Here is a 25,439-nt window from a genome sequence, read left to right on the forward strand (position 1 = left end):
TGAAGTGTGGATACCGTCTTATGGAGCAAAACCCGCAGTCACAGCTTAAGCTACTTGTCACCCGTGGTAAGGAGCAAGGCTATCTGACCTATGCTGAGGTCAATGACCATCTGCCGGAAGATATCGTCGACTCCGATCAGATCGAAGACATCATCCAGATGATTAACGACATGGGCATCCAGGTGATGGAAGAAGCGCCGGACGCCGATGACCTGTTGCTTGCTGAAAACTCAAACAACACCGATGAGGATGCTGAAGAAGCGGCTGCTCAGGTGCTCTCCAGCGTTGAGTCCGAGATTGGCCGCACCACTGACCCGGTACGTATGTACATGCGTGAAATGGGTACCGTTGAACTGCTGACGCGCGAAGGCGAAATCGACATCGCCAAGCGCATCGAAGACGGTATTAACCAGGTACAGTGCTCGGTGGCCGAATACCCGGAGGCCATCACCTATCTGCTCGAACAGTACGATCGCGTTGAAGCGGGCGAATCTCGCCTGTCCGATCTGATCACCGGCTTCGTCGATCCGAACGCGGAAGAGGACCTTGCGCCGACCGCCACCCATATCGGTTCTGAGCTGTCGACCGAAGAGCAGGACGATGACGACGACGATGATGACGACGACGACGATTCCGAAGACGATAACAGCATCGATCCGGAAGTCGCCCGTCAGAAGTTCTCCGAACTGCGCGAGCAGTACGAAGCAACGCGTCAGGTGATCAAGGCCAACGGCCGCAGCCATGCCAAGTCTGCAGAAGAGATTCTGAAGCTGTCTGAAGTCTTCAAACAGTTCCGCCTGGTGCCTAAGCAGTTCGACTTCCTGGTCAACAGCATGCGCACCATGATGGACCGTGTACGCACCCAGGAACGCATCATCATGAAGATGTGTGTTGAGCAGTGCAAAATGCCGAAGAAAAACTTCGTCACGCTGTTTGCCGGCAACGAAACCAGCGATTCCTGGTTTGAAGCCGCGCTGGCGATGGCCAAGCCATGGTCGGAAAAGCTGAAAGACGTCGCCGAAGACGTGCAGCGCAGCCTGCAGAAACTGCGCCAGATCGAAGAAGAAACCGGTCTGACCATCGAGCAGGTCAAGGATATCAACCGTCGCATGTCCATCGGCGAAGCCAAGGCCCGCCGCGCCAAGAAAGAGATGGTTGAGGCCAACCTGCGTCTGGTTATTTCTATCGCCAAGAAATACACCAACCGCGGTCTGCAGTTCCTCGATCTGATTCAGGAAGGCAACATCGGCCTGATGAAAGCGGTAGACAAGTTCGAATACCGCCGCGGCTATAAGTTCTCGACCTACGCCACCTGGTGGATCCGTCAGGCAATTACCCGCTCCATCGCCGACCAGGCGCGCACCATCCGTATTCCGGTGCATATGATTGAGACCATCAACAAGCTCAACCGTATTTCGCGCCAGATGCTGCAGGAAATGGGCCGCGAGCCGACGCCGGAAGAGCTGGCTGAACGCATGCTGATGCCGGAAGACAAGATCCGCAAAGTGCTGAAGATCGCCAAAGAGCCGATCTCCATGGAAACGCCGATCGGTGATGATGAAGATTCACATCTGGGCGATTTCATCGAGGATACCACCCTCGAGCTGCCGCTGGATTCCGCCACCTCGGAAAGCCTGCGCTCCGCAACGCACGACGTGCTGGCCGGCCTGACCGCGCGTGAGGCGAAAGTACTGCGTATGCGTTTCGGTATCGATATGAACACCGACCACACGCTGGAAGAAGTGGGTAAACAGTTCGACGTTACCCGCGAACGTATCCGTCAGATCGAAGCGAAGGCGCTGCGTAAGCTGCGCCATCCGAGCCGCTCTGAAGTGCTGCGCAGCTTCCTGGACGACTAATCTGTCCATGTAAATAAAAAAACCCCGGCATGCCGGGGTTTTTTATTATCTGTTTTCCAACGCCGACGCCAGCTGACGATAGCTGTCCGTCAGCGACTCCAGCGTCGCACGGTTAAGCCCGCTGGGATTAGGCAGCACCCACACCTCGGTATCGCCAATCATCAGCGCCTGTCGCCCCCAGCTCACCTTGCGGATGCCGAAGGCATCGCTGAACGCCTGTTTGCCGAGAATCGCCAGTGCGCGCGGCTGACAGCGCAGAATTTTATCGCTTAACGCCTCACCGCCATGGCGCAGTTCCTCACGCGCCAACTCGCTGGCCGCCACCGTCGGACGCGCAACCAGCGCCGTAATGCCGCAGCCGTATTCCTGCAGCTGCTGCCACTCCTCCGGCGCCAGCTGGCGGGCGGTAAACCCCGCCAGATGAATCACCTTCCAGAAACGGTTGCTGGCATTGGCAAACGGATAGCCGCGGTGGGCGGAAGAAAGGCCGGGATTGATGCCACAAAACACCACCCGCAGATGGGGCGCCAGAAGTTCCATAATGTCGACGGTCCTTAGCAAGTCATAGCGTTGGTTATCGCAAAATCCGTCAGCAATTACAACAGGCTACAGCTGTGTATAAAAGCACCACACAACATTCTGCCTGTAGACCTGCGCTATCCCCTACCGTATAATCCTTGCCGCATGGCCCCTTAGCTCAGTGGTTAGAGCAGGCGACTCATAATCGCTTGGTCGTTGGTTCAAACCCAACAGGGGCCACCAGAATTTATATTTAGAATCATACGATTAAGCCACCTTTCACGGTGGCTTTTTTGTTGCTTACATTACAGCGGCGATAAAACGGCGATAGTATTTTTAGCGGTTAAGCCCGGTAAGCAGAACCACATTAATGGGTCTTCCACAAGCTCACTCCCCAACAACCAATCGGATCCTGACTGATATAGCTCCCGGTCTGCGGATCGTAGTAGCGGTAGCGGTTATAGTGCAGCCCCGTTTCCACATCAAAGTACTGCCCCTGGAAGCGCAACGGGTTGGCCACCCGGTCTGCATGCACCACCCCCGGCTCACCCCAGACCCCGCATTGTTCCGACCACACCAGCCCGCCCTGCACATCGGTCAGCCGCACCGGCGCACCGTTCGGGTCACAGTGGTAGTGGTAGCTGCTGCGTACCCCCTCCTGCTGCGTCAGCAGTGCAGACGGGCGGAAGCTGCTAGGGTATTACATTACTGTTGAAACTAATAAACTTATTACCTAACTGCTGATTCTATTTTAATAAAAAGAAAACTTGTAAAAATACGGATTAATTAATATAGCGACTCCGGTTCACAGTGTTATTTTTTAACAAAGTCAATTAAATCATCAAATTTCATCTCTACATCCGGATACTCATTATCCTCAGCATAATATTCTATTAATACACACCTAGATGAAAAATCATAAGTAATGTAAACAAGATTTAATCTAATTTCTTTACTCTCTTCCATCAGAATATTGTTGATGATTATTTTTTTTATTTTTTCACTGTTAGATATTGATTCAGTTAACGCATCTAATGTGTGTTTTTTCATAGTTTCGCCTCTAATTTTATTTCATTCATAAAGGAAATGCTGTTCTTACCCAACCTTTTGAGTCAATAAATAATTTTATTGTTTTTGTTGTCTTGCCATCAAGGTTTGTTCCTATATCTCTGGAAAATTTATAAATCAGCTCTTTACCATTAGAAGATAAAGTCCCTTTTTCTAAAGCCTCATTGATATATTTAGTTATTTTCTTTGGACTATTTGTTAAGAATTTACTTGTACTTTCCTGGAGTGCATCTTTAGCATGCCCACTTAAAATATGCTTCATAACTGACATCTCTCCCTCTTTATATTTAAATTTCTTTTGAGGGTTAAATGTAGGAGAACAACTTAGACCAAGAGGGTCGATCCAACCCAGCGGATTCGGCGCATAGGCATAGAGGTTTATCCCACCCGCTAACCCAATCGGATCCTGGCTGATATAGCTCCCGATCTGCGGATCGTAGTAGCGGTAACGGTTATAGTGCAGCTCCGTTTCCGCATCAAAGTACTGCCCCTGGAAGCGCAGCGGGTTGGCCACCTGCTCTGCATGCACCACCCCCGGCTCGCCCCAGACCCCGCATTGCTCCGACCACACCAGCCCGCCCTGCACGTCGGTCAGCCGCACCGGCGCGCCGTTCGGGTCACAGTGCTAGTGGTAGCTGCTGCGTACCCCCTCCTGCTGCGTCAATCACTCAATGAAATAAAATTACAGCATACATCATTAGGTTAATATTTGTTATTTTTTAGCATCTCTAATATCTCCTCCTCACTTTTATCGTAAGGAGGTCTCCATAAAGGTGAGCCGTTTTCTATCCATTCATCAAATTCCTCAGAAGATATTTTTGACTCTAATTCATGATATAGATATTTTCTGGTTTTAGATAATTTATCTAAGACATTGCATTGATTAAAAAAAAGCAGCAGGGCTGATGCTGTTCTATTTTCATCAACAAATCCAGACCCGATTTTATCTATTACAACAACAATCTCCTCCATAGAGGTCAAGATCTCTTTTAATTCATCTATATTTTGTATATTTTTCTTCATAATATCAGCACCTCTTATTAAACTTAGTGGTCTTTTTGTCTAACTCAATATCACCTTTAATTTTATATTCCTCGACACCTAAATTATTTTTCCTGAATTCTACACGACTTTCATCTATATCGAAGTCTATATAATTCCTTGCGTGATTTTGTTTTATTTTAAATTTTTCTGCTGCATCAGCCATGCTTAAAGGCTTACCTTTGGCTCTTGTAGCAAAAACAGCATTCTGATCCCCAGCCTTGATTATCATGCTGTTTTTTATACCAGTAAACCCTTGATTACTTGTATAGTGCCTTAATCGAATGACATCTAGGCCCAATGGGTCTATCCAAATGAGCGGATTCTGCGCATACTGATAAAGGTTCAGCCCGCCCAACAGCCCTATCGGGTCCTGACTGATATAGCTCCCGGTTTGCGGATCGTAGTAACGGTAACGGTTATAGTGCAGCCCCGTTTCCGCATCAACATACTGTCCCTGGAAGCGCAACGGGTTGGCCACCCGGTCTGCATGCACCACCCCCGGCTCACCCCAGACCCCGCATTGCTCCGACCACACCAGCCCGCTCTACACATCAGTCAGCCGCACCGGTGCGCCGTTCGGGTCGCAGTGGTAGTGGTAGCTGCTGCGTACCCCGTCCTGCTGCGTCAGCAGTGCAGACGGGCGGAAGCTGCTAGGGTATTACCATTACTGTTGAAAATAATAAACTTATTACCTAACTGCTGATTCTAGTTTAATAAAAATAAAACTTGTAAAAATACGGAGTAATTAACATAGCGACTCCGGTTCACAGTGTTATTTTTTAACAAAGTCAATTAAATCATCAAATTTCATCTCTACATCTGGATACTCATTATCCTCAGCATAATATTCTATTAATACACACCTAGATGAGAAATCATAGGTAATATAAACAAGATTTAATCTAATTTCTTTTCTCTCTTCCATCAGAATATTGTTGATGATTATTTTTCCACTGTTAGATATTGATTCAGTTAACGCATCTAATGTGTTTTTTTTCATAGTTTCGCCTCTAATTTTATTTCATTCATAAAGGAAATGCTGTTCTTACCCAACCTTTTGAGTCAATAAATAGTTTTATTGTTTTTGTTGTCTTGCCATCAAGGTTTGTTCCTATATCTCTGGAAAATTTATAAATCAACTCTTTACCATTAGAAGATAAAGTCCCTTTTTCTAAAGCCTCATTGATATATTTAGTTATTTTATTTGGACTATTTGTTAAGAATTTACTTGTACTTTCCTGGAGTGCATCTTTAGCATGCCCACTTAAAATATGCTTCATAACTGACATCTATCCCTCTTTATATTTAAATTTCTTTTGAGGGTTAAATGTAGGAGAACAACTTAGACCAAGAGGGTCGATCCAACCCAGCGGATTCGGCGCATAGGCATAGAGGTTTATCCCACCTTCTAACCCAATCGGGTCAGGACAGCGAATCTACCTAATCGGTGGATCGTACTATCGATTTTGTTCGTACATTCCAGAAACCACCGCATCGTAGTTCACACACTACCGCCATACCCTGATAAATCAAGCTATCTGCACAAGACTTATTTTGCCTTATAATCAGCATATTAGACACAAAATATCATATCCAAAATCCGTCACCACTACAAAGTCGGCTACGTCAGCGCCCGTCACTACAACAGCAAAACCTACATGACCACAGCACCCCAGTCTGCACCTTAAAGGCGACTGGCTGAAAGAGGCGGGCCTTGAGACCGGGCGCGGCGTGACCGTGAAGGTTTCACAGGGGTGCATTGTGCTGATGGCGGATAATAACGAGACGCAGGCGCTGCGCGAGCAGCTTTATCAGGCTAAACAGGTGGTTAAGGGAATTAAAGACGGGGTATTTAGTGTACTTAACGAGAGTTAAATAATAAAAATCCGGGAAGATAAAAATATCTTCCCGGATTGCGTCTATAACTGGATAGGTTTGTAATTCATTATCCTATCAGCTATTTCTTCAGCACTAAGATCCTCTTGAAATATATAATTAACTGCCTGAGGATCTGCAACACTTCTACAAAGTAAGTCAATATCATCATCAGCTTCTTCTTCAGTGCCTTCGCTACGCTGAATTTTTTCAATTAACTCTATAAGCTCTTGTCTTTTCATATGAATACTCAAAAATGGTAAGTGCGATCTAGTATATCAAGATGATATCTTGGAGTAACAATTAATATATTATCAACATCATAAACACCACCACCATGTTGGATCGGCGTTCTGTGATGAAGAACATAAGATCTATTTTTCCCATTCCACTGAGAATTATGTGCTATTGGAGCTTTACCGCCTTTCATTCTGGAAATATTAGAAGGGCTAAATTGTCGAGAAAGATGAGTATCATTAGCTACTTCTTTCCAGAAACTCTCTCTGAAATCGTCAAAAGATTTAAATTGACGCCCTCGTAATTTATCAGCAACAGAGGATGGGAATAAACCTGCATTGCCATGAGAGCCCTTTAACCATTTTCCATTTATGTTGCTGCCTTTGCCTGAAGCAACTCCAGCCTCACATCTAGCAAGACCTAATGGATCGATCCATGTGAGGGGATTTGGAGCATAAGCATATAGGTTTAACCCACCCGCCAGCCCAATCGGATCCTGACTGATATAACTCCCGGTCTGCGGATCGTAGTAGCGGTAGCGGTTATAGTGCAGCCCCGTTTCCACATCAAAGTACTGCCCCTGGAAGCGCAACGGGTTGGCCACCCGGTCTGCATGCACCACCCCCGGCTCACCCCAAACCCCGCATTGTTCCGACCACACCAGCTCGCCCTGTACGTCGGTCAGCCGCACCGGCGCGCCGTTCGGATCGCAGTGGTAGTGGTAACTGCTGCGTACCCCGTCCTGCTGCGTCAGCAGCGCGAACGGCCGGAAGCTGCCGGGGTAGTAAACGTATTCCCGCAGATTGTTAAAGAGCGCCGCCTGCCGCTTCTCTCGCTGCAGCCGGCCGGCCACGTCGTACAGCGCCAATGGATGCAGCGGTTCGCCGCCCGGCTCCGCCACCTCTGCCAGCAGTGCATCGCCCTGCCAGTAGAACCAGCGGCTCTCCGTCGCCGTCTGTTTGCCAATCCGCCGACCCAGCCCGTCGTAGGCATAGTGCGTGACCGACTCGCCCTGATGCACCGCCACCAATTGCTGGCTCTCATCCCAGACAAAGTCCTGCCGGCTGCCGTCAGTATAGCGCCGCTGCCGCAGGTTGCCCGCACGGTCAAACACGTAGCGCGTATCATTGTGCCAGCCCTCGCGGAACCACCCTTCCGCCGTCTCGTTCACCGCCCGCACCGTCAGCGCCAGCCGGTTGCCCGCCGCGTCATGCATAAACCGCCGCACCCGCTCCGCCGGGTCAACGTGCGCCAGCAGCCGTCCCACCGCGTCATACTGGTAGCGGTCTACGCCCCAGCCACTGTCCTCCCGCGACGTCATGTTGCCCTGCAGGTCGTAACGATAGCCGGTCGAGAACAGCGGCAGTTCATCCTGCAGCGTGCGTTGGGCGGTTAGCCGCCCCTCGCCGTCATACGTCAGCTCGCGCACCAGCCCTGCCCCGAGCTGCTCCCGGCACAGCCGGCCCGCCGCGTCATAGCCCAGCGCCACCGGCGCATCGTCATTCAGCCCTATCGCCGCCAGCTGCCCCGTCGTGCTCCAGCTGAACGCCACCCGGTGTCCGCCGTCGCTCTCACGCAGAATACGCTGCCCGGCGTCATTGTAGTGGTGCCGCAGCGTAAAGCCGTCCTGCGACTCCGCCAGCAGCCGGCCCGCCGCGTCGTAGCGCCATGCCAGCTGCCGCCAGCGGTTCTCGCACTGCGTCAGCTGCCCGTCGGCAGCATAGCGGTAGCGCGTAAGCAGCGTGTCGCCGCTGCGTTTTTCCTGCAGCCGTCCCGCCCGGTCGTACGCGTACGTCAGCGTGCCCCCCAGCGCATCGGTGCGCTGTAACAGGCTGCCGACCGCATCCCAGCGGTAGCCGGTCGCCTGCCCCCAGTAGTCACGCTCCTCCGTCACCCGCCCCAGTGCGTCACGCTGCAGCTGCCACGCCTGCCCCAGCGGGTTCACCACCGCCGTCAGCTGGTCCTCGGTATCATACTGGTACGCCACCCGCTCGCCGTCCGCCGTCTGACACTCCGTCACCATTCCGGTGCCGTTATAGCGCAGCCGCGTCTCACGACCCGCCTCATCCCGGTAGCATACCGGCTGATCTTCGCGATCGTAGTCGATCGCCACCTGTGCGTCCGATGCGGACAGCTGCGCCGTCAGCCGATCCTTCGCATCATACTCATAGCGGGTCTGCTGCCCCAGCGCATCGGTTTTCAGCCGCAGGTTGCCGCGCACGTCAAAGCGCAGCTGCAACGTCCCGCTCTGATTACTCGTCACCCGCTGCGGGAAGCCGTAGCGATCATACTCCAGCGTCTGCCGTTCGCCGTCGGCCCCCAGATATTCCTCCGGCTGCCCCGTCGCATCATAGCGATAACGCCGGGTCACACCGGTCGGATCGCTCTGCGACAGCAGGTTGCCCCGCGCATCGTACGTCATCTGCCACTGCGCGCCGTTCTCGTCGACCAGCGTCTCCGGCTGCGCCAGTGCGTTATACTCCAGGCTCAACCGGCTGCCGTCCGGCCCGATCTCCGCCGCGATCTGCCCCTGCGGGTCGTACTCCCACTGATAGCGTCGCCCGTCCGCCTGCGTCACGCTCAGCGGCCGGCCCAGATCGTCATAGGTAAACACCGTGTTACCACCCAGTGGGTCGATCTCGCTAATCGGTAACCCGCCGCTGTCGAAGCGGATATACGAGGTATGGCCGAGCGAGTCGGTGACCGCCACTTCATTGAGCACATCGTGATAGACAAAGCGATAATCATACAGCCCGCCGTCGCCCCAGGCGTGCACCACCCGCCAGTCGGCATCGTAGTCATAATAGAAGCGCTGGCCGTTGCGGTCCTGGTGCTGCGTCATGTGCCGGCGCTGATAGCCGAAACGCCGCGCCGCCCCCAGCGCATCAATCTGCGCCGCCAACTGCCCCTCGCCATCATACTCATAGCGGGTCAGCGGCGAGTAGGCGTCGTTGGCCGCCTCATACAGGCGCATGGCGATGATGCGCCCGCGCTCGACGGTAACATGCACCTCGCGCCCGGTCGTCGCCGCGCCGGCGTACTCCGCCAGCCGAGTCAGCTGCCCCTGCCGGCGCACAAACTGCCAGCGGTTGCCGTTGCGGTCGCCCAGCGCCGCCAGCGGCATCGCGTCACCGTCGTCGTCGTCAAAATGATGCTGCACGCCGTCGTTGTCTTCGTAGATCCAGCGTCGCTGCCGTTCCTCCTGCTGCCACCACAGCCGCCCGCCATCCGGCAGGCCCACCGCCGCGTGCTCGCGCCCCGGTAACGTCGGCAGGTCACCAAAGGCGGTCATGCCCGCCGGTCGGATCAGCAGCATCAGCCCGTCGGCATCGCGCGTCAGGCTGATATCCGCCGGCGTCGCCCAGCCGTAGCCGCAATAACCGGCCTCATCGATATCCGCCGACGAATAGCTGCGCACCCAGGAGAGCGGCATCCGCCCCGGCAGCAGGAAGTCCTGATGCTCCAACGCCACGCTACCGTCGCGGATATCCACCGGCTCGGCCCGCAGCACCTTGCACTTGAGAAAGCCGGGGTCCATGTTTTTAAACAGCTTCTGGCGCAGCGCCTGAAACTTCTTCATAAACTTGCCGTAACCGGCGCTTTTTTTGAGTTTTTTCAGCCCTTTGCCGAGGCCGAACAGGCCGGCGCGCATCAGCATTGCCGTCACGTTGATGGTAGACGGCCCGCCGACTGTCACCCGGCTGGGGATCGCCAGGTTGAGGGTCAGCGGCATCGTCAGCGACAGCGGTTTGGGCTCGGCGGCGCGCTTCGGACGGAACGGTGGCATCATACCGAGCATGTTGCAGCTCAGCACCGGCATGGTCATCCGTGCGAAAGGCTCGCCGTCCACCCGCACCGTGCGGCTGCCCATAAACAACTCGTCGTCATTCAACTGCGGGCCGCCCGGTACGCGCAGCGGCGGCAGCCACGGGCCGCCGATCGGGATATGCACCGCCATGCCGCCGGTACCGGCGCTGGCGCGCTTGATGCCGTTGACGTTCACCGTGGTGCCGATAATCGGAATATAGTCAAAGACGTCGAACACCAGGCCGATATGCGGCGTCGGCAGCGGCCCGAACGGATAGGTATGGATATCGATCCCCAGCTGGGGGTCAAAGTGTGAACTGGAATGCATCGGTTATACCCTCCCTGGTTCCGACGTTAGAACAGCGCCCGCAGCAAGGCACGCAGGAAATTGCGCGCCTCGCTGGCCAGCTCACTGTTCGACAGGCTGATAAATCCGATCACCAACAGCGTGATCGCCACAATAATCACCACCTTCCTCATGCTTTGTCCTTGCTTTCGTGTTGCTGAGTAAACTCACCGGCGGCATCTTCCGACGGCAGCGCCATGCTTTGCGGCATTTGTGACCATTCGCCGGTCGGCGCATCAAACGGATGGGCGATCTCCGGCAGGCCGTTCCAGTGCGGATGCAGATACTGGCGACCGATGGCGATCGCCTGACGAAAACCGGGGTAGCTTTCAAGGATCAGCAGCTCACGCTGATTGCGCGCCTGCTGGAAACTCTGCTCCAGCGCCTGTTGCAGGCGACTTTCCGCCAGCAGCACCGACTGTGGCGTCGCCCCCTGCTGCGCCACCTCGCCTTCCGCGCGTAAAATCAGCTGCTGCTTGCGCTGCTGATACTCTTCTGCACAGTGCTCCAGCGCCTTAGCGCGTTTATCATCCTGAATATGCAGTAAATCCTGCAGCGCCAGCGGCAAAGTGGTTTGCGCACGCTCCTCGGCGGACAGCGGCCGCGCGGCGTGGATCGCCTGCGCATAGTCCGCCATCGCCTGGCTCTCCTCGCCGCCCAGCACCAGGCAGCGCCCCGCCATCCGCATTCCTTCGATAGCCAACATGCGGTTGCCCGCCATTTGCGCCAGCCCTGCGGCCAACCGATAGGCGCCGGCCGCCTTCTGATATTCGCCGGCGCTGAACCAGGCGCCGCCTTCGCCGAAGGCGCTCTGCATCTGCAGCGTGGCGCGCAGCGGCGGATCGCCGATGCCCTGCGCCACCTGCTGCGCCTGACGGTACGCCTCCACCGCTTTAGCGGCGGCATTGCCCTTTACCCAGCCGCCGCCGACGATGTTGTGCATCACCACCTGCTGCTCCAGCCAGCCTTTTTTACGCGCAATCGCCAGCGCCATGCCGGCACGCGCCTCAACCTGCTGCGCCGTGCCGTGTTCAAGCAGCAATACCGCATCGGTCATCAACTGACGGCAGCGCAGGCGGTCGCCGTCACGATCGCTGAGTTGGCTGGCGGTTTGCTGCATCAGCGCCATACCGTCGATATCCGGCGTTATCAGCCGCACACGCTGGGGAAATGCCTGCTGCAGCGCCTGCCAGGTCGGCTGCTCCAGCGTATCGATCAACATCACGCGCACGCCGGTGCCAATGCGCTCGACGTTTTGCTGCAGCCAGCGCTGCAACGCCGCCTCATCGCTGATATGCTCCGGCGTCATCACCGCCACCACATAGCGCAACTGTTCGCGATGATGGCCGGCAAAATCGCCGAGCAGGGTTTGCCACTGCACGGCGCTAAAGCACGGCAAACGGGACTCAAACTCCCAGCCCTGCGCGTCTTCGCTGGCCTCGTAACGCTCTATCAGCTCATCCGCCAGCGCCCGGCTGTAGCCGTAACCGGTGTCGAACGGCGCCATAAAGCCGATAAACAGATCCGGCGCGCTGTAGTCGCTCGGCGGCTGCTGCTGCAGCGCGATAAATGCATGCACAATACTTTCGGCATTGGCCTTGACCCGCCAGATAAATAGCCGCGCGGCCGGATCCTCACTGGCCTCCAGCCACTGCACTTCCAACTGGGCCATCAGTTGCTCGGTGGGGTTTCTTGCGTGACTCTGCATCATGGATATCTGCTCAGGCATTGAGTTCTATTTTGGTGCCGTTGACCATAACACCGCTCCCGTTGATGGTGATGCTGGCGCCGCCGGCGACAATCTCAATGTTGCCGGGCGAAATCGAGATGCCGGCAGAGTCACCCACGCTGATATTGAAACTTTGCGACGCGCTGTCGCTTACCGCACCGTCGGTATAACGCGTATCACCGCCGGCGATCACGATCTTGCGGCCCTCGCCGATACTGACATCCTGCATCTTGGTGATAGTCTTGTTCTCATTACCGCTGATCGAGGCCGTACGGTTACCGGTAATCCCCAGCGTCTGGTGGCCCTGTACATCCACGTTGCGGTTCTTCACCACGCTGACCTTCTCATTGCCGTTTACGGTGCGGGTGCGATCCTGATTGACCGTCATCACCTGGTTGCCGTCCACCGTCGAGGTATGGTTGCTTTTCACCGTGGCCGAGTGATCGCCGGTGATGGTCTCATTACGGCTCTGCTGCACCGTCAGGGTTTCGCTGCCCTCCACCGTTTCAGTGCGGTTCTGCTTCACGGTGGTGGTCTCATTACCGCTGATGGTTTTGGTGCGGTTCTGGCCGATGGCGACCGTCTCATTACCGTCAACATTTTTGGTGCGGTTTTGCTTGATATGGCTGGTTTCATCGGCGCCGACGGTTTTGGTACGGTTGCTGCCGATGGAGTGGCTTTCATCGTTTTTAACGTTGGTATCCATATTGCGTTCGGCCTGGATCCACACCTGTTCCGAACCGGCCTTGTCTTCAAAACGCAGTGCGTTGGCGTTGTCCGGCGTGCCGTCTTTGGAGCGGCTCATAAAGCCCATTTGGGTAGCGGCGGCCGGCAGCGCCCACGGCGGCATGCTGGCTTCGTTATACACGCGGCCGATGACGATCGGCCGATCGGGATCGCCGTTGATGAAGTCGATCACCACCTCGTCGTTAACCCGCGGGATCTGCACGCCGCCGAAGCCTTGCCCGGCCCAGGCGCTGGACACGCGCACCCAGCAGGAACTGGTGTCGTCGCCCGCCGCCAGCCGATCCCAGTGGAATTTCACTTTGATGCGGCCATATTTATCAGTCCAGATCGACTCCCCTTTCGGCCCCACCACCTTGGCGGTCTGCGGCCCGCAGGTCTTCGGCCACTCGGCCAGCTGTTCCGGCCGGAAAGGCACATCCGCCGGCATTACGTTGAAGTCGATACGGTGCTCGCTGCTCTCTCCGCCGCTGGCGTAACGGTTCTCACGCAGGTGATATTCAGCCTGTGTCACCAGATACTGGCCGTTGTCACCGGCGTAAGGCGCATTGTGCAGGGTAAAGGTGTGTCCGGGCGCAATGCCCAATGCCGTCGCCGTGCCGCTGATTTTCTGGTGCTCCGCCTGCCAGGCCTCCTGGCGAACGCGCGCGTAAAACTCGCCGTGCTGATGATCGACAAACCGCCCCGGCCAGTCATAGACGTCAATCTGCCCCGGCTGCGGCGAAGCGGGGTTCTGCCGCGCCTGAAACAGCCAGGCGTTCGGCTTGCGGAAGTCGTAGTCGTCAATGCTGTAAATCCCCGGCGTGACGACATCGTTGACCGCCCAGCGGCTGACGCCCTCTTCGCGGGTGCTGCCGCCGGAAGGCGTAACGTGGTAGGGAATACTTTCGTAGCCTTCAAACGGCTTATGCTGCTGGGGCGCATCCATCAGCACCAGCGTCTGTTTGCCCATCTCATGACGCCAGAAGTAGTAGATGCCCTCCAGCTCCATCAGCCGGCTGATAAAGTTGTAGCTGCTCTCCTGATACTGCACGCAGTATTCCCACTGACGATAGCTGCCGGTCAGTTGATCCTCACAGACGACGTTCTGTTCCGCCAGCAGGGTTTTGACGATGTCCGGCACCGTCTGCTGCTGGAAAATACGGAAATTTCGATCGCGCAGCATCGGCCAGATATCCGGCTCCAGCTTCAGTTGATACACCGCATAGCGCGTGTCGTTGATTTCCTCGCTGCGCACCGCCGCCGCCGTTACCTTGCCGTTCAGATAGCGGGGCGTCAGCATATTTTGCGTGGGGATTTCCAGCGTGACGGTCTGTCCAAGCAGCGAGCGCCGGTCGATATGGAAGTTCTGGCTCAGTAGATCAACCTGGAAAACATAAGGCCGGCTGAGCTGTTCGCTGCCCTGCAGCGACCAGAACATCAGTTCATTGGGGCCAAGAGGCGTGTGTGCGCGAATTCGATCCAACATAAGCAACAACCCAAAGGAAGAAGATGACAGAATAAAAAATAACCTACCGTAACTTCTAGCGCACTTTTAGCTGGGGGTAAATCATTAATGAGGGAAATTAACCAATTCTGTGAGGCAACCTAAAATACTGAGCTGTAACAATGACATATATATAAATACAACTAATGGCTCATTAGTTTTTGTCGTTGATTTATGATGGTTTATTCGGCATTTATGTCAGTTCCGACTCACAACATCACAGGACCCACCATGAGCCAATCCAACGCCGTACTGTATACCGACGCCAACTTTTTCAGCCCTTACGCCATGTCGGTATTTATCGCGCTGCGTGAGAAAAATATTCCCTTCTCCGTCAAGCCGATCGATCTGGCCCGGGGCGAGCATCAGCATGCCGACTATGCCGATATTTCACCTATCCAAAGGATACCGGCGCTGACGCATAACGGCTTTACCCTGTGCGAATCATCGGCCATTGATGAATATCTGGAAGAATTATTCCCGCAGCCGCCGCTGTATCCGGCCGACGTCAGGCTGCGCGCTCAGGCGCGCGAAGTTCAGGCCTGGCTGCGCAGCGATCTGGCGCCGCTGCGTGCAGAACGGCCGACCGAAGTAGTTTTTAACGGTGAAAAACGGCCGGCGCTGTCGGCTGACGGACAGGCCGCGGCGGAAAAACTGATCGCCGTCGCCGGCGGTTTGCTGGCGCACGGGCAGGAAAATCTGTTTGGCGATTGGTGCATTGCCGACAGCGATCTGGCGTTGATGCTGAACCGCCTCGCCATGCAGGGCGATCCGCTGCCGGAAACGCTGCAACGCTATGCCCAACAGCAGTGGCTGCGCCCGTCGCTGCAGGCCTGGCTGGCGCTGTCTGCAAACAAGTCATAAAAAAATCGGCGGCCACGACGCCGCCGTTCTCAATCCAGAGAGAAAACACACCACTTGAGGGAGTCTGTTACCAACCCGCCGGCAAATAACCCAGCAGCGAAGCAATGGCATACACCGCGCTGGCCGCATACAGCAGCACAATGCTGGCCTGCAGCAGCGGATGGGTGATCCAGTTACACTGCCAGCGCGGCATCATATCGCCGTGCTTGCGGGCGCCGCGCAGGATCAGCATCGGCATCACCGACAGCACCACGCCGCTGAATACGCCGGCGAAGTACAACGCATTCACGAACGACACAAAACCGCTGTAAGCCAGTACGAACGGCGGCAGCACCACCACCAGCAGCACAGCAAAGCGGCGCAGCGGCAGTTCATCGTTGCCCAGGCGGAATTTGTCGAAAATATTGGTCAGGAAGCTGCCGCCCAGACCCCAATAGGAAGTCAGCATGGCGCACAGCGCAAAGATATTGGCAGAGAAGAACGCCCACTGCCCCAGCGCCTGCCCCCAGGAGATGGTGGCCACGTCAGAGATATTATCCAGGCCGCTGAGCGCAATCACCGACAGCGGCACCGCCGCCAGCAGCACAAAAGTGGTCGCCATGCCGACAATAATCGCCTTCGGCAGTTGCTCCGGCTTATCGGCAAAGCCGCGCGCCATTTCCGGCACGATGTACTGTGCTGAGAAGCAGAACACCACCACGTTGAATACCGGCACCATAAAGCGCCAGTCCCCTTCCAGCAGGCGCCCCATCTGGGTGGTGTCTTTCAGCAGCGTGGCGATCACCAGCACGCTGAGCATCACCACCATGCCGATACTGATAAATTTCTCCCCACGGCCGATGGCCTTCAGGCCAAGATACAGCACCCCGGCGGCCGGGATGAAAAACAGCAGGCTGCCGATCGCCGGCGAGATCCCCAGTAAAGATTGCAGCAGCTTGCCGCTGCCGGTCATATAGGCGGTCAGCGCGCCGATGCTGTTGACGCAGACCGAAGCGAACATCAGCCAGGAACCGAAGCCGCCGACATAGCGCTTCGCCAGGCCACTCAGCTGCAGATGCGCGCGGGTGCGCAGCGTGGCTTCGGCCACGTACAGCATGGTGACAGTCGTCAGACAGCCGACCAGCACCAGCCAGAACAGCAGCGGCAGGAACCCCGCCTTGCTGGAGGCATAGGCTATCGACAGCACGCCGGCACCAATATTGGTGCCGACGATCATCGCCACGCCTTCAAGGAAGCTCAGCGATTTGGCGGGTGCAGATGCTCGCTCCCCGGCGGCAAGCGCCGAAGAGAATGTGATGTTTTCAGCAGGCATAAATCATCCTCTGCAACCCGGCGAACGGCGCCGCCGGGCAGGGTTAAGTCGCCGGTGGTTAAGCGTTCACGTCGATACACAGGTATTTCAGCTCCAGATATTCCTCAATCCCATAGCGCGATCCTTCGCGTCCGAGCCCAGACTGTTTCACACCGCCGAACGGCGCCACTTCGTTGGAGATCAGGCCGGTGTTGATGCCGACCATGCCGTATTCCAGCGCTTCCGGCACCCGCCACTGACGCGCGGCGTTCTGGGTAAAGACATAGGCCGCCAGACCGAATTCGGTATCGTTGGCCATCGCGACCGCCTCCTCCTCATCCTTAAAGCGGAACAGCGGCGCCACCGGGCCGAAGGTTTCCTCGGTGGCAAAACGCATCTGCTGCGTGACGCCGGTCACCACCGTCGGCTGGAAGTAGGTGCGGCCCAGCGCATGCGGCTGGCCGCCGGTGGCGATTTGCGCCCCCTTGATCAGCGCATCGTCGATATGGCTCTGCACTTTTTCCACCGCCGCCTTATCGATCAGCGGTCCCTGCGTGGTGCCTTCCGCCGCGCCGTCGCCCACCTGCAGCCCTTCGACCGCCGTCACCAGTTTTTCCGCCAGGCGATCGTAAATACCGGCCTGCACGTAGATGCGGTTGGCACAGACGCAAGTCTGGCCGCTGTTGCGGAATTTGGAGGCCATGATGCCGGCCACTGCCGCATCCAGATCGGCATCGTCAAATACGATCACCGGCGCGTTGCCGCCCAGCTCCAGCGACAGCTTTTTAATCGTCGGCGCGCACTGCGCCATCAGAATCCGCCCCACTTCGGTCGAACCGGTGAAGCTCAGCTTGCGCACTACCGGACTGTCGCACAGCACCTTGCCGACCTGCGCCGCCTCGCCGGTGACGATCTGCAGCACGCCTGCCGGAATGCCGGCATCCTGCGCCAGTTTGCCCAGCGCCAGCGCGGTCAGCGGCGTTTGCTCCGCCGGTTTGACGATCATGCTGCAGCCGGCCGCCAGCGCCGGCGCCGCCTTACGGGTAATCATTGCCGCCGGGAAATTCCACGGGGTAATGGCCGCGCACACGCCGATCGGCTGCTTGATCACCACCAGCCGCTGGGTCGCCTGCGGCGCCTGCAATACCGCGCCGTCTACCCGCTTGGCCTCTTCGGCGAACCAGGTGATAAACGATGCCGCATAGGCCACTTCGCCGCGCGCTTCCGCCAGCGATTTACCCTGCTCGGCGGTCATCAGCTGCGCCAGATCTTCCTGCGCCGCCATAATTTTCTCCGCCCAGGCCAGCATCAGCGCCGCACGCTGTTTGGCGGTCTGCTGCTTCCAGCTCTGCTGGGCGCGCTGGGCGGCGTCAATCGCCCGCTCGGTCTCTGCGCTGCCGATCAGCGGGATCGACGCCAGCTCCTCGCCGGTCGCCGGGTTGATCACCGCTTCACGCTTGCCGCTCTGCGCCGCGCACCACTCGCCGTCGATCAGGCACTGGCTACGCAGCAGCTCGGGATTATTCAGTTTCATCGTCATGCGCTCCTTATTCGCCCAGCGCGCGGGAGAGAATGCCCAGCGCCTCGGTGAATTGCTCTTCAGGAATGGTCAGCGGGTACAGGAAGCGGATCACGTTGCCGTGTACGCCGCAGCTCAGCAGCAGCAGGCCTTCCTGCAGGGCTTTTTGCTGTACCTGGCGGGTAAATTCCGCCGACGGCTGGCCGCTGGCAGGATCGTTAAACTCGACCGCCACCATTGATCCCTGCGCGCGGATCTCGGCGATGGCCGGGCAGGTGGCCCGCGCCTGTTGCAGCACTTCCACCAGATGATGGCCCAGACGCTGCGCGCGCTGGCACAGCTGCTCTTCGTCAATCACGTCCATCACCGCATGCGCTGCGGCCACCGCCAGCGGGTTGCCGGCGTAAGTGCCGCCCAGCCCGCCCGGCGCCGGCGCGTCCATTACATCAGCGCGCCCTGTCACCGCCGACAGCGGCATGCCGCCCGCCAGACTTTTCGCCATGGTGATCAGGTCTGGTTTGATGTCGTAATGTTCCATGGCGAACAGCTTGCCGGTGCGGGCGAAGCCGGTCTGCACTTCGTCAGCCACCAGCAGGATGCCGTGTTCATCGCACAGCGTGCGCAGCACCTGCATAAATTCCGCCGGCGCGACGTTGAAACCGCCTTCACCCTGCACCGGTTCCAGCACGATTGCCGCCACCTGTTTCGGGTCGATATCCGCCTTGAAGATGCGCTCCAGGCTGTTCATCGCATCCTGCGTGCTGACGCCGTGCAACGCGTTCGGGTACTGGCCGTGGAACACCGAGCCGGGGAACGGGCCAAAGCCCAGTTTGTACGGCGCCACTTTGCCGGTCAGCGCCATGGTCATATAGGTACGGCCATGGAAGCCGCCGCCAAAGGTGATAATGCCCGGACGACCGGTATGGGCGCGGGCGATCTTCACCGCGTTCTCTACCGCCTCGGCGCCGGTAGTGAAGAAGGCGGTTTTACACGGCCCGTCGATCGGCGCACGCTGGTTGATGCGTTCCGCCAATGTGACATAGCTTTCATACGGCACAATCTGGTAGGCGGTATGGGTAAAGGCCTGCAGCTGTTGTTCAATGGCCGCCACCACTTTCGGATGACGGTGACCGGTATTCAGCACGGCGATGCCGGCCGCGAAATCGATAACTTGATTGCCTTCCACATCCCACAGGGTGGCGTTTTCCGCCCGCTCTGCGTAAAAACCACACATAACTCCCACCCCGCGTGGCGTGGCTTGCTGACGACGTTGGTTCAGTTCTGCGTTTTTCATGGTTGCTCTCCGGTCAATAGCCGTTCAACTGTTTGTTCACATTATTGAAACAATGACGTTTATTTACACAGGATGTGGCCCTATAATCGAGTGCCAGTTACGAATAATTGAGGGATCCAATTGCGCTCGATCAGCGGTGACCTGTTGCTGCAACGTCTCGGCGAACAGCCCGATGATAAGCTGCACAAACGCCTGTATAACGCTATCCGAACCAGTATCCTGGACGGCAGTCTGCCGCCTTCCAGCCGACTGCCGGCATCGCGCGACCTGGCACAGGAACTTAGCCTCTCACGTAACACCGTTTTAACCGTTTACGAACAACTCCTCGCAGAAGGATATGTGCTTTCCCGTCAGGGAAGTGGAACATTCGTCGCAGAAACGGTGCCGGACAGCTGTTTATCCGCTGCCAGCACGCCGATCGGCAGTGACGGCGAACAGCGCCCGGTCGAACTGTCGCAGCGTGGCAACGCGCTGCTGCAGCACGCCAGCGCCAGCCCCAAGCAGTGGGGCGCATTTATCCCCGGCGTGCCGGACGTCAACGCTTTCCCGCATCAGCTGTTCAGCAAGATTCAGGCGCGCATCAGCCGCCGTCCCGCGCCGCAGCGGCTGACCTACAGCAATCAGGGCGGCAGCCCGGAGCTGCAGCAGGCGCTGGTGGATTACCTGCGCGTCGCCCGCTCGGTGCGCTGCTCGCCGGAACAAATTCTGATCACCGAAGGCATTCACCAGGCGATCGATCTGGTCACCCGCATGCTGTGCAACCCGGGCGATGAGGTGTGGATTGAGGAGCCGGGCTACTGGGGCATCCGCAATATCCTGCGCATGAACAGCCTGGATATCCGGCCGCTGCCGGTGGATGAAGCCGGCATGGTGCCGCCGGAGCAGGTCAGCGGCGCACCGCGGCTGATGTTCGTCACGCCGTCGCATCAGTATCCGCTGGGATCGGTGCTGAGTCTGGCGCGTCGCCAGCGTCTGCTGGCGCTGGCGCGTCACACCGGCGGCTGGATCGTCGAGGATGACTATGACAGCGAGTTCCGCTTCTCCGGCCAGCCGATCCCCGCGCTGCAGGGGCTGGAGGCCGATGCGCCGGTGATCTATATCGGCACCTTCAGCAAAACGCTGTATCCGGCGCTGCGGCTGGGTTATGTGGTGCTGCCGAAACCGCTGACGGCAGCGCTGAAAACCGCGCACGCCGAGCTGTACCGCGGCGGCCATCTGCTGATCCAGGCCGCACTGGCGCAGTTTATTCAGGAGGGCCACTACACCGCGCACATTCGCCGTATGCGCCTGCTGTACGCCAGACGGCGCGCCTTTCTCACCGCGCTGATCGAACAGCACCTGGGCAAACAGGCGCTGAGCGAATTCAATAACAACGCCGGCCTGCATCTGATTCTCAACCTGCCGGACAGCGCTGACGACGTGGCGATTGCCGCCGCTGCCGCCGCCCGCGGCGTGCTGGTACGCCCGCTGTCGCGCTATTACATGCTGCCGAGCCGCCGTCGCGGCCTGCTGATGGGCTTTGCCTGCGTGCCGGAAGAACAGATGGCCGCCGCGTTTGAGCTGCTGCTGGCCTGCATTCTAGAGAGCCCGCACTAGCCGGCAGAGCGCCGGGTTTGACTTCCGACAGCCGGCATGGGGCTGCGTTCATGGTGGTTAGGGATAAATAACGCAAAACTGCTTACCGATACGCTGTTCGCTATCCAAGATTCATGACGGCTATCACATTCAGCGCAATGCAGATTCCCAAGCGGCAAGACAGCGGCTAGATTTATCTCATCCGACCACTTGCGATCAAACAAAATAATAACAACCGAACGTGCCCAAGATTCGGGGATAAACAATGGAGAGAGCAATGAACCTATACCCACACCTGCTGGCGCCGCTGGATCTTGGCTTCACCACCCTGAAGAACCGGGTGCTGATGGGCTCGATGCATACCGGTCTGGAAGAGATGCCCGACGGGCCGCACAGAATGGCGGCGTTTTATGCCGAACGCGCGGCGGCCGGCGTCGCGCTGATCGTTACCGGCGGCATCGCGCCCAATGACCAAGGCGTGGTGTACCGCGGCGGCTCAACGCTGAGCCAACCGCAGCAGCTGGCACATCACCGCCCCATCACCGAGGCGGTGCATCAGGCCGGCGGCAAAATAGCCCTGCAGATCCTGCACGCCGGGCGTTACAGCTATCAGCCGCAGCCGGTTGCGCCTTCCGCGCTGCAGGCGCCGATTAACCCGTTCGCGCCGAGCGCCCTCACGGCGCAGGAGATCGAACAGACCATCGCCGACTTTGCCCGCTGCGCCGTTCTGGCGCAACAGGCCGGCTATGACGGCGTGGAAGTGATGGGATCCGAAGGCTATCTGATCAACCAATTTCTGGTCGCGCGCACCAATCAGCGTGACGATCAATGGGGCGGCAGCTTCGCCAACCGCATGCGCTTCGCCGTGGAGAGCGTGCGTGCCGTACGCCAGGCGGTGGGGCGCGAATTCATTCTGATCTACCGTCTGTCGATGCTCGATCTGGTGGAGGACGGCTCCGACTGGCAGGAGATCGAACAGCTGGCGCAGGCGATCGAACAGGCCGGCGCAACGATCATCAACACCGGGATCGGCTGGCATGAGGCGCGGATCCCGACCATCGCCACCATGGTGCCGCGCGCCGGTTTCAGCTGGGTGACGCGTAAATTAATGGGGAAGGTCGGTATTCCGCTGATCACCACCAACCGCATTAACGATCCGGCGGTGGCAGAGCAGGTGCTGGCGGACGGCTGCGCCGATATGGTGTCGATGGCGCGGCCGTTCCTGGCCGACGCCGAGTTCGTCCGCAAGGCCGCCGAAGGACGCGCCGACGAGATCAACACCTGTATCGGCTGTAATCAGGCCTGCCTCGATCAGATCTTCGAAGGCAAGCTGGCCTCCTGCCTGGTCAACCCGCGCGCCTGCCGGGAGAGCGAAATGCCGCTGACGACGACGGCGCATCCCAAACGTCTGGCGGTGGTCGGCGCCGGTCCGGCCGGTCTGGCGTTCGCCGTCACCGCCGCCAGCCGCGGCCATCAGGTGACGCTGTTTGACGCCGCGCCGGTCATCGGCGGCCAGTTCAACATCGCCAAACAGATCCCCGGCAAAGAGGAGTTTCATGAAACCCTGCGCTATTTTCAGCGCCAGCTGGCGCTGCACGAGGTCACGCTGCGGCTCGGGCAGCAGGTTGAGGCGCAGGATCTGCGTGAGTTTGACGAAGTGATCCTGGCCTGCGGCATCGTGCCGCGCACGCCGGCGATCCCCGGCATCGATAATGCCAAAGTGCTGAGCTATCTGGACGTCCTGCGCGACAAAAAACCCGTCGGCCAGCGGGTGGCGATCATCGGCGCCGGCGGCATCGGTTTCGACACCGCCGAGTACCTGAGCCAGCACGGCGAATCCAGCAGCCTGCATCCGCAGGCGTTTACTCATGAATGGGGCATCGATACGCAGCTGCGCCAGCGCGGCGGCCTGTCGCCGGACGGCGCCGACGTCCCCCGCTCCCCGCGCCAGATTTTCCTGCTGCAGCGTAAAACCAGCAAAGTGGGCGAAGGGCTGGGTAAAACCACCGGCTGGATCCACCGCGCCAGCCTGAGCATGCGCGGGGTGAAAATGCTCAATGGCGTGCAGTATCAGAGGATTGACGACGAGGGGTTGCATATCATGCGCGAGGAGCAGGCCAGCTGCCTGCCGGTGGATACCATCGTGATTTGCGCCGGCCAGGAACCGCGGCGCGAACTGCAGCAGCCGCTGCTGGCTATGGGGAAAAGCGTCCATCTGATTGGCGGCGCGGACGTGGCCGCTGAACTGGACGCGCGCCGGGCCATTGAACAGGGCACCCGGCTGGCGATGGCGCTGTAACCTTCAAGGGGCGCAGTGCTGCGCCCCTGATTCAGCCTTAGCGCCGTGCGCCGGTTTTCACCGATTTCAGTACCAGGAACTTCTGGTTGGACGCCACGGTAACGCAGTTGCCGAACAGACGCTTCAGCTTCTGGTAATAATCCAGATGACGGTTGCCGACGATCAGCAGCTCTCCGCCTACTTTCAGACAGCGCTTGGCGTCAAGGAACATCTGCCAGGCGGTCTGGTCGGTAATCGCATGCTGCTGGTGGAACGGCGGGTTACACAGCACCGCCTGCGCGCTGCCGCCGTCCATTCCGGCCAGCGCATTGTTGACCACAAAACGACAGCGCTCCATGTCCTGCGGCAGGTTATGGCGCACGTTCAGTTCGCTCGACGCCACCGCCATATAGGATTCATCGACAAAGGTCACCTGCGCCTGCGGGTTCTGCACCAGCGCCGTCAGGCCGATTACGCCGTTGCCGCAGCCTAGGTCGATAATCTCGCCATCCAAATCGCTCGGCAGGTTTTCCAGGAACAGACGTGCGCCGATATCCAGGCCGCTGCGGGAGAACACGTTGGCATGGTTATGGATCAGCATATCGCTGCCGTCCAGCTGCCAGTCGGTGGTTTCCGCCGCCGCCGGCGGCGTGATGTCTGCCACCTGGCCGTAAATCAGACGCGCCTTTTTCCACGCCAGGCTGGTGCGGGTCGGCCCCAGCACCCGCTCAAACAGCTGCAGCGTCGAGGTATGAATATCGCGCGCCTTGGCGCCGCCGATAATCACGGTATCCGGGCCGACCACTTTGCGCAGCGCACGCAGCTGCTGTTCCAGCAGCGCCAGCGCCTTCGGGATCTTAATCAGCACCAGCGCCGGCGCTTCAGGCAGCGCGTCCAGGCTGCCGAGCAGCGTCACCTGCTGCGCATCCAGCCCGTTGAGCGCCAGATTGTGGCGCGTCGCCAGCTGGCTCATGTAGGAATCGCTGATGCTGTACGGCCGCAGCGCGTGTAGCGCACAGGTCAGCGTGCCGAAGCTGTCGTTGAAAATCAGCACCGGGCGTCCGGCAACATCCTGATTTTCCACCTGTTGCAGCAGATATTCATCCGCCGCTTCCCACGCCTGCAGCGGCGCGGCGCCTTCTTGTTGGGGATAACGCTCCAGCTCAAGTTGCTGTGTTCCCAGATCGAGTTGGCTCATTGCCCCTCCTGACTGATAAATTTGCGCTGTTTATCCCCTAAAAACGGCCGTCAGTAAAATGTTTTTTGCTATTCATCACCCTTTGCCGGATTTGTGCGAAAAAACCGCATACAATAACCGGCTGAATAGTTACTGAAGATTATCGCGTCATGTCCGAACTGACTTATCTGCAAGGCTACCCCGCCCATCTGCAGACGCAGGTACAACAGCTGATCCAGCAACAGCGCCTGGGTGAGGTGCTGCTGCAGCGCTATCCGCAGGTGCACAGCTGCACCACCGACAAGGCGCTGTACCAGTTCACCACCGAGATCAAAAACCAATATCTACGCAACGCCCAGCCGATCAGCAAGGTAGCGTATGACGGCAAAATTCACGTGATGAAACACGCGCTGGGTCTGCATACCGCCATTTCGCGCGTACAGGGCGGTAAGCTGAAGGCCAAGGCGGAAATCCGCGTAGCGACGGTGTTCAAGACCGCACCGGAAGCCTTCCTGCGCATGATCGTCGTGCATGAGCTGGCGCACCTGAAAGAGAAAGACCACAACAAGGCGTTTTATCAGCTGTGCTGCCATATGGAACCCGACTATCACCAGTTGGAGTTTGACACCCGCCTGTATCTCACCCATCTGGCGCTGTTCGGCGGGCTGTACGCCGACCGCTGATAGTTAACGTATTTTTAACAAAAACTCGCCTTCTGCCGGCGGCG

At 57.8% G+C, this 25,439-nt stretch carries 20 protein-coding genes, 1 tRNA gene and 4 pseudogenes; 7 read left to right on the forward strand and 18 right to left on the reverse strand.

The annotated features are described in order from the left end of the window. The first annotated feature begins 20 nt into the window (after window positions 1–20). Window positions 21–1,859 (forward strand): RNA polymerase sigma factor RpoD, encoded by a 1,839-nt coding sequence (gene rpoD, locus TAN611_RS20430; RefSeq protein WP_105232685.1) that lies wholly within the window; start codon window positions 21–23, stop codon window positions 1,857–1,859. Window positions 1,860–1,904: 45 nt separating this feature from the next. Here rpoD and mug read toward each other — a convergent pair whose 3' ends face one another. Beyond that, window positions 1,905–2,399 (reverse strand): G/U mismatch-specific DNA glycosylase, encoded by a 495-nt coding sequence (gene mug, locus TAN611_RS20435; protein WP_111736329.1) that lies wholly within the window; start codon window positions 2,397–2,399, stop codon window positions 1,905–1,907. Between the two features lie 146 nt (window positions 2,400–2,545). Between mug and TAN611_RS20440 the strand changes: the two genes are divergently transcribed. Beyond that, window positions 2,546–2,621, forward strand: a tRNA-Ile gene (locus TAN611_RS20440). Between the two features lie 148 nt (window positions 2,622–2,769). Here the strand turns inward: TAN611_RS20440 and TAN611_RS23745 are convergent. The 8 genes and pseudogenes from TAN611_RS23745 to TAN611_RS23755 all read right to left on the reverse strand — a co-directional run. Next, window positions 2,770–3,078, reverse strand: a pseudogene (locus TAN611_RS23745) (RHS repeat domain-containing protein); the annotation flags it as partial. A gap of 113 nt (window positions 3,079–3,191) precedes the next feature. After that, window positions 3,192–3,428, reverse strand: a complete 237-nt coding sequence (locus tag TAN611_RS20450; RefSeq protein ID WP_187044002.1) for a hypothetical protein — start codon at window positions 3,426–3,428, stop codon at window positions 3,192–3,194. Between the two features lie 25 nt (window positions 3,429–3,453). Next, window positions 3,454–4,047, reverse strand: coding sequence for an RHS repeat domain-containing protein (locus tag TAN611_RS23750; protein ID WP_203066950.1), 594 nt, complete (start codon window positions 4,045–4,047; stop codon window positions 3,454–3,456). A gap of 101 nt (window positions 4,048–4,148) precedes the next feature. Next, window positions 4,149–4,469, reverse strand: a complete 321-nt coding sequence (locus TAN611_RS20460) for a hypothetical protein (protein WP_203066951.1) — start codon at window positions 4,467–4,469, stop codon at window positions 4,149–4,151. Between the two features lie 4 nt (window positions 4,470–4,473). Further along, a pseudogene (locus TAN611_RS20465) lies at window positions 4,474–5,148 on the reverse strand (RHS repeat-associated core domain-containing protein); the annotation flags it as partial. A 114-nt stretch (window positions 5,149–5,262) separates the two neighbouring features. Further along, the gene (locus TAN611_RS20470; protein WP_203066952.1) at window positions 5,263–5,490 is read right to left on the reverse strand and encodes a hypothetical protein; all 228 of its coding nucleotides are present in this window, start codon (window positions 5,488–5,490) and stop codon (window positions 5,263–5,265) included. Between the two features lie 25 nt (window positions 5,491–5,515). After that, the gene (locus tag TAN611_RS20475; RefSeq protein WP_203066953.1) at window positions 5,516–5,779 is read right to left on the reverse strand and encodes a hypothetical protein; all 264 of its coding nucleotides are present in this window, start codon (window positions 5,777–5,779) and stop codon (window positions 5,516–5,518) included. Window positions 5,780–5,821: 42 nt separating this feature from the next. Continuing rightward, window positions 5,822–5,914: pseudogene (locus TAN611_RS23755) on the reverse strand (RHS repeat-associated core domain-containing protein); the annotation flags it as partial. A gap of 234 nt (window positions 5,915–6,148) precedes the next feature. On the opposite strand from TAN611_RS23755, the pseudogene TAN611_RS20485 reads away from it, so the two are divergent. Next, window positions 6,149–6,365, forward strand: a pseudogene (locus TAN611_RS20485) (SymE family type I addiction module toxin). A 44-nt stretch (window positions 6,366–6,409) separates the two neighbouring features. Here TAN611_RS20485 and TAN611_RS20490 read toward each other — a convergent pair. From TAN611_RS20490 to TAN611_RS20505, 5 genes are read right to left on the reverse strand one after another with little or no spacing between them, the layout of a single operon-like run. Next, a complete protein-coding gene (locus tag TAN611_RS20490; protein WP_024143327.1) occupies window positions 6,410–6,607 on the reverse strand; it encodes a hypothetical protein in 198 nt (65 codons plus the stop codon). An 8-nt stretch (window positions 6,608–6,615) separates the two neighbouring features. Next, window positions 6,616–10,737 (reverse strand): RHS repeat-associated core domain-containing protein, encoded by a 4,122-nt coding sequence (locus TAN611_RS20495; protein ID WP_238404484.1) that lies wholly within the window; start codon window positions 10,735–10,737, stop codon window positions 6,616–6,618. 26 nt (window positions 10,738–10,763) lie between these two features. Continuing rightward, window positions 10,764–10,889 carry a hypothetical protein gene (locus tag TAN611_RS23635; protein ID WP_255414259.1) on the reverse strand — a complete coding sequence of 42 codons (126 nt, stop codon included), beginning with the start codon at window positions 10,887–10,889 and terminating at the stop codon, window positions 10,764–10,766. Then, window positions 10,886–12,466, reverse strand: coding sequence for a hypothetical protein (locus tag TAN611_RS20500; RefSeq protein ID WP_203066954.1), 1,581 nt, complete (start codon window positions 12,464–12,466; stop codon window positions 10,886–10,888). The genes TAN611_RS23635 and TAN611_RS20500 overlap by 4 nt, the downstream gene beginning before the upstream one ends. Window positions 12,467–12,476: 10 nt before the next feature. After that, window positions 12,477–14,696, reverse strand: a complete 2,220-nt coding sequence (locus TAN611_RS20505) for a type VI secretion system Vgr family protein (RefSeq protein ID WP_111736325.1) — start codon at window positions 14,694–14,696, stop codon at window positions 12,477–12,479. A gap of 249 nt (window positions 14,697–14,945) precedes the next feature. Between TAN611_RS20505 and yfcF the strand changes: the two genes are divergently transcribed. Next, window positions 14,946–15,578 (forward strand): glutathione transferase, encoded by a 633-nt coding sequence (gene yfcF, locus TAN611_RS20510; protein ID WP_203066955.1) that lies wholly within the window; start codon window positions 14,946–14,948, stop codon window positions 15,576–15,578. A 67-nt stretch (window positions 15,579–15,645) separates the two neighbouring features. Here yfcF and TAN611_RS20515 read toward each other — a convergent pair whose 3' ends face one another. Genes TAN611_RS20515 through TAN611_RS20525 form a run of 3 tightly spaced genes read right to left on the reverse strand, consistent with a single transcriptional unit; the run spans window position 15,646 to window position 19,682 of the window. After that, complete coding sequence (locus tag TAN611_RS20515; protein WP_105232697.1) at window positions 15,646–16,890, reverse strand: amino acid permease; 1,245 nt, start codon at window positions 16,888–16,890, stop codon at window positions 15,646–15,648. 58 nt (window positions 16,891–16,948) lie between these two features. After that, window positions 16,949–18,403 carry an NAD-dependent succinate-semialdehyde dehydrogenase gene (locus TAN611_RS20520; RefSeq protein ID WP_160029782.1) on the reverse strand — a complete coding sequence of 485 codons (1,455 nt, stop codon included), beginning with the start codon at window positions 18,401–18,403 and terminating at the stop codon, window positions 16,949–16,951. Between the two features lie 13 nt (window positions 18,404–18,416). Then, a complete protein-coding gene (locus TAN611_RS20525) occupies window positions 18,417–19,682 on the reverse strand; it encodes a 4-aminobutyrate--2-oxoglutarate transaminase (protein WP_203066956.1) in 1,266 nt (421 codons plus the stop codon). A 120-nt stretch (window positions 19,683–19,802) separates the two neighbouring features. On the opposite strand from TAN611_RS20525, the gene TAN611_RS20530 reads away from it, so the two are divergent. Further along, window positions 19,803–21,278 (forward strand): PLP-dependent aminotransferase family protein, encoded by a 1,476-nt coding sequence (locus TAN611_RS20530; RefSeq protein ID WP_105232700.1) that lies wholly within the window; start codon window positions 19,803–19,805, stop codon window positions 21,276–21,278. Window positions 21,279–21,534: 256 nt separating this feature from the next. Next, window positions 21,535–23,556, forward strand: coding sequence for an FAD-dependent oxidoreductase (locus TAN611_RS20535; RefSeq protein WP_203066957.1), 2,022 nt, complete (start codon window positions 21,535–21,537; stop codon window positions 23,554–23,556). Between the two features lie 37 nt (window positions 23,557–23,593). Here TAN611_RS20535 and rlmG read toward each other — a convergent pair whose 3' ends face one another. Next, on the reverse strand, window positions 23,594–24,733 hold the full coding sequence (gene rlmG / locus TAN611_RS20540; RefSeq protein ID WP_111736321.1) for a 23S rRNA (guanine(1835)-N(2))-methyltransferase RlmG: 1,140 nt from the start codon (window positions 24,731–24,733) through the stop codon (window positions 23,594–23,596). Between the two features lie 149 nt (window positions 24,734–24,882). On the opposite strand from rlmG, the gene TAN611_RS20545 reads away from it, so the two are divergent. Next, on the forward strand, window positions 24,883–25,395 hold the full coding sequence (locus TAN611_RS20545) for a M48 family metallopeptidase (protein WP_105232703.1): 513 nt from the start codon (window positions 24,883–24,885) through the stop codon (window positions 25,393–25,395). The last annotated feature ends 44 nt before the right edge of the window (window positions 25,396–25,439 follow it).

The sequence above is a fragment of the Serratia sp. Tan611 genome, assembly GCF_905188235.1.
Taxonomy (GTDB): domain Bacteria; phylum Pseudomonadota; class Gammaproteobacteria; order Enterobacterales; family Enterobacteriaceae; genus Serratia_B; species Serratia_B rhizosphaerae.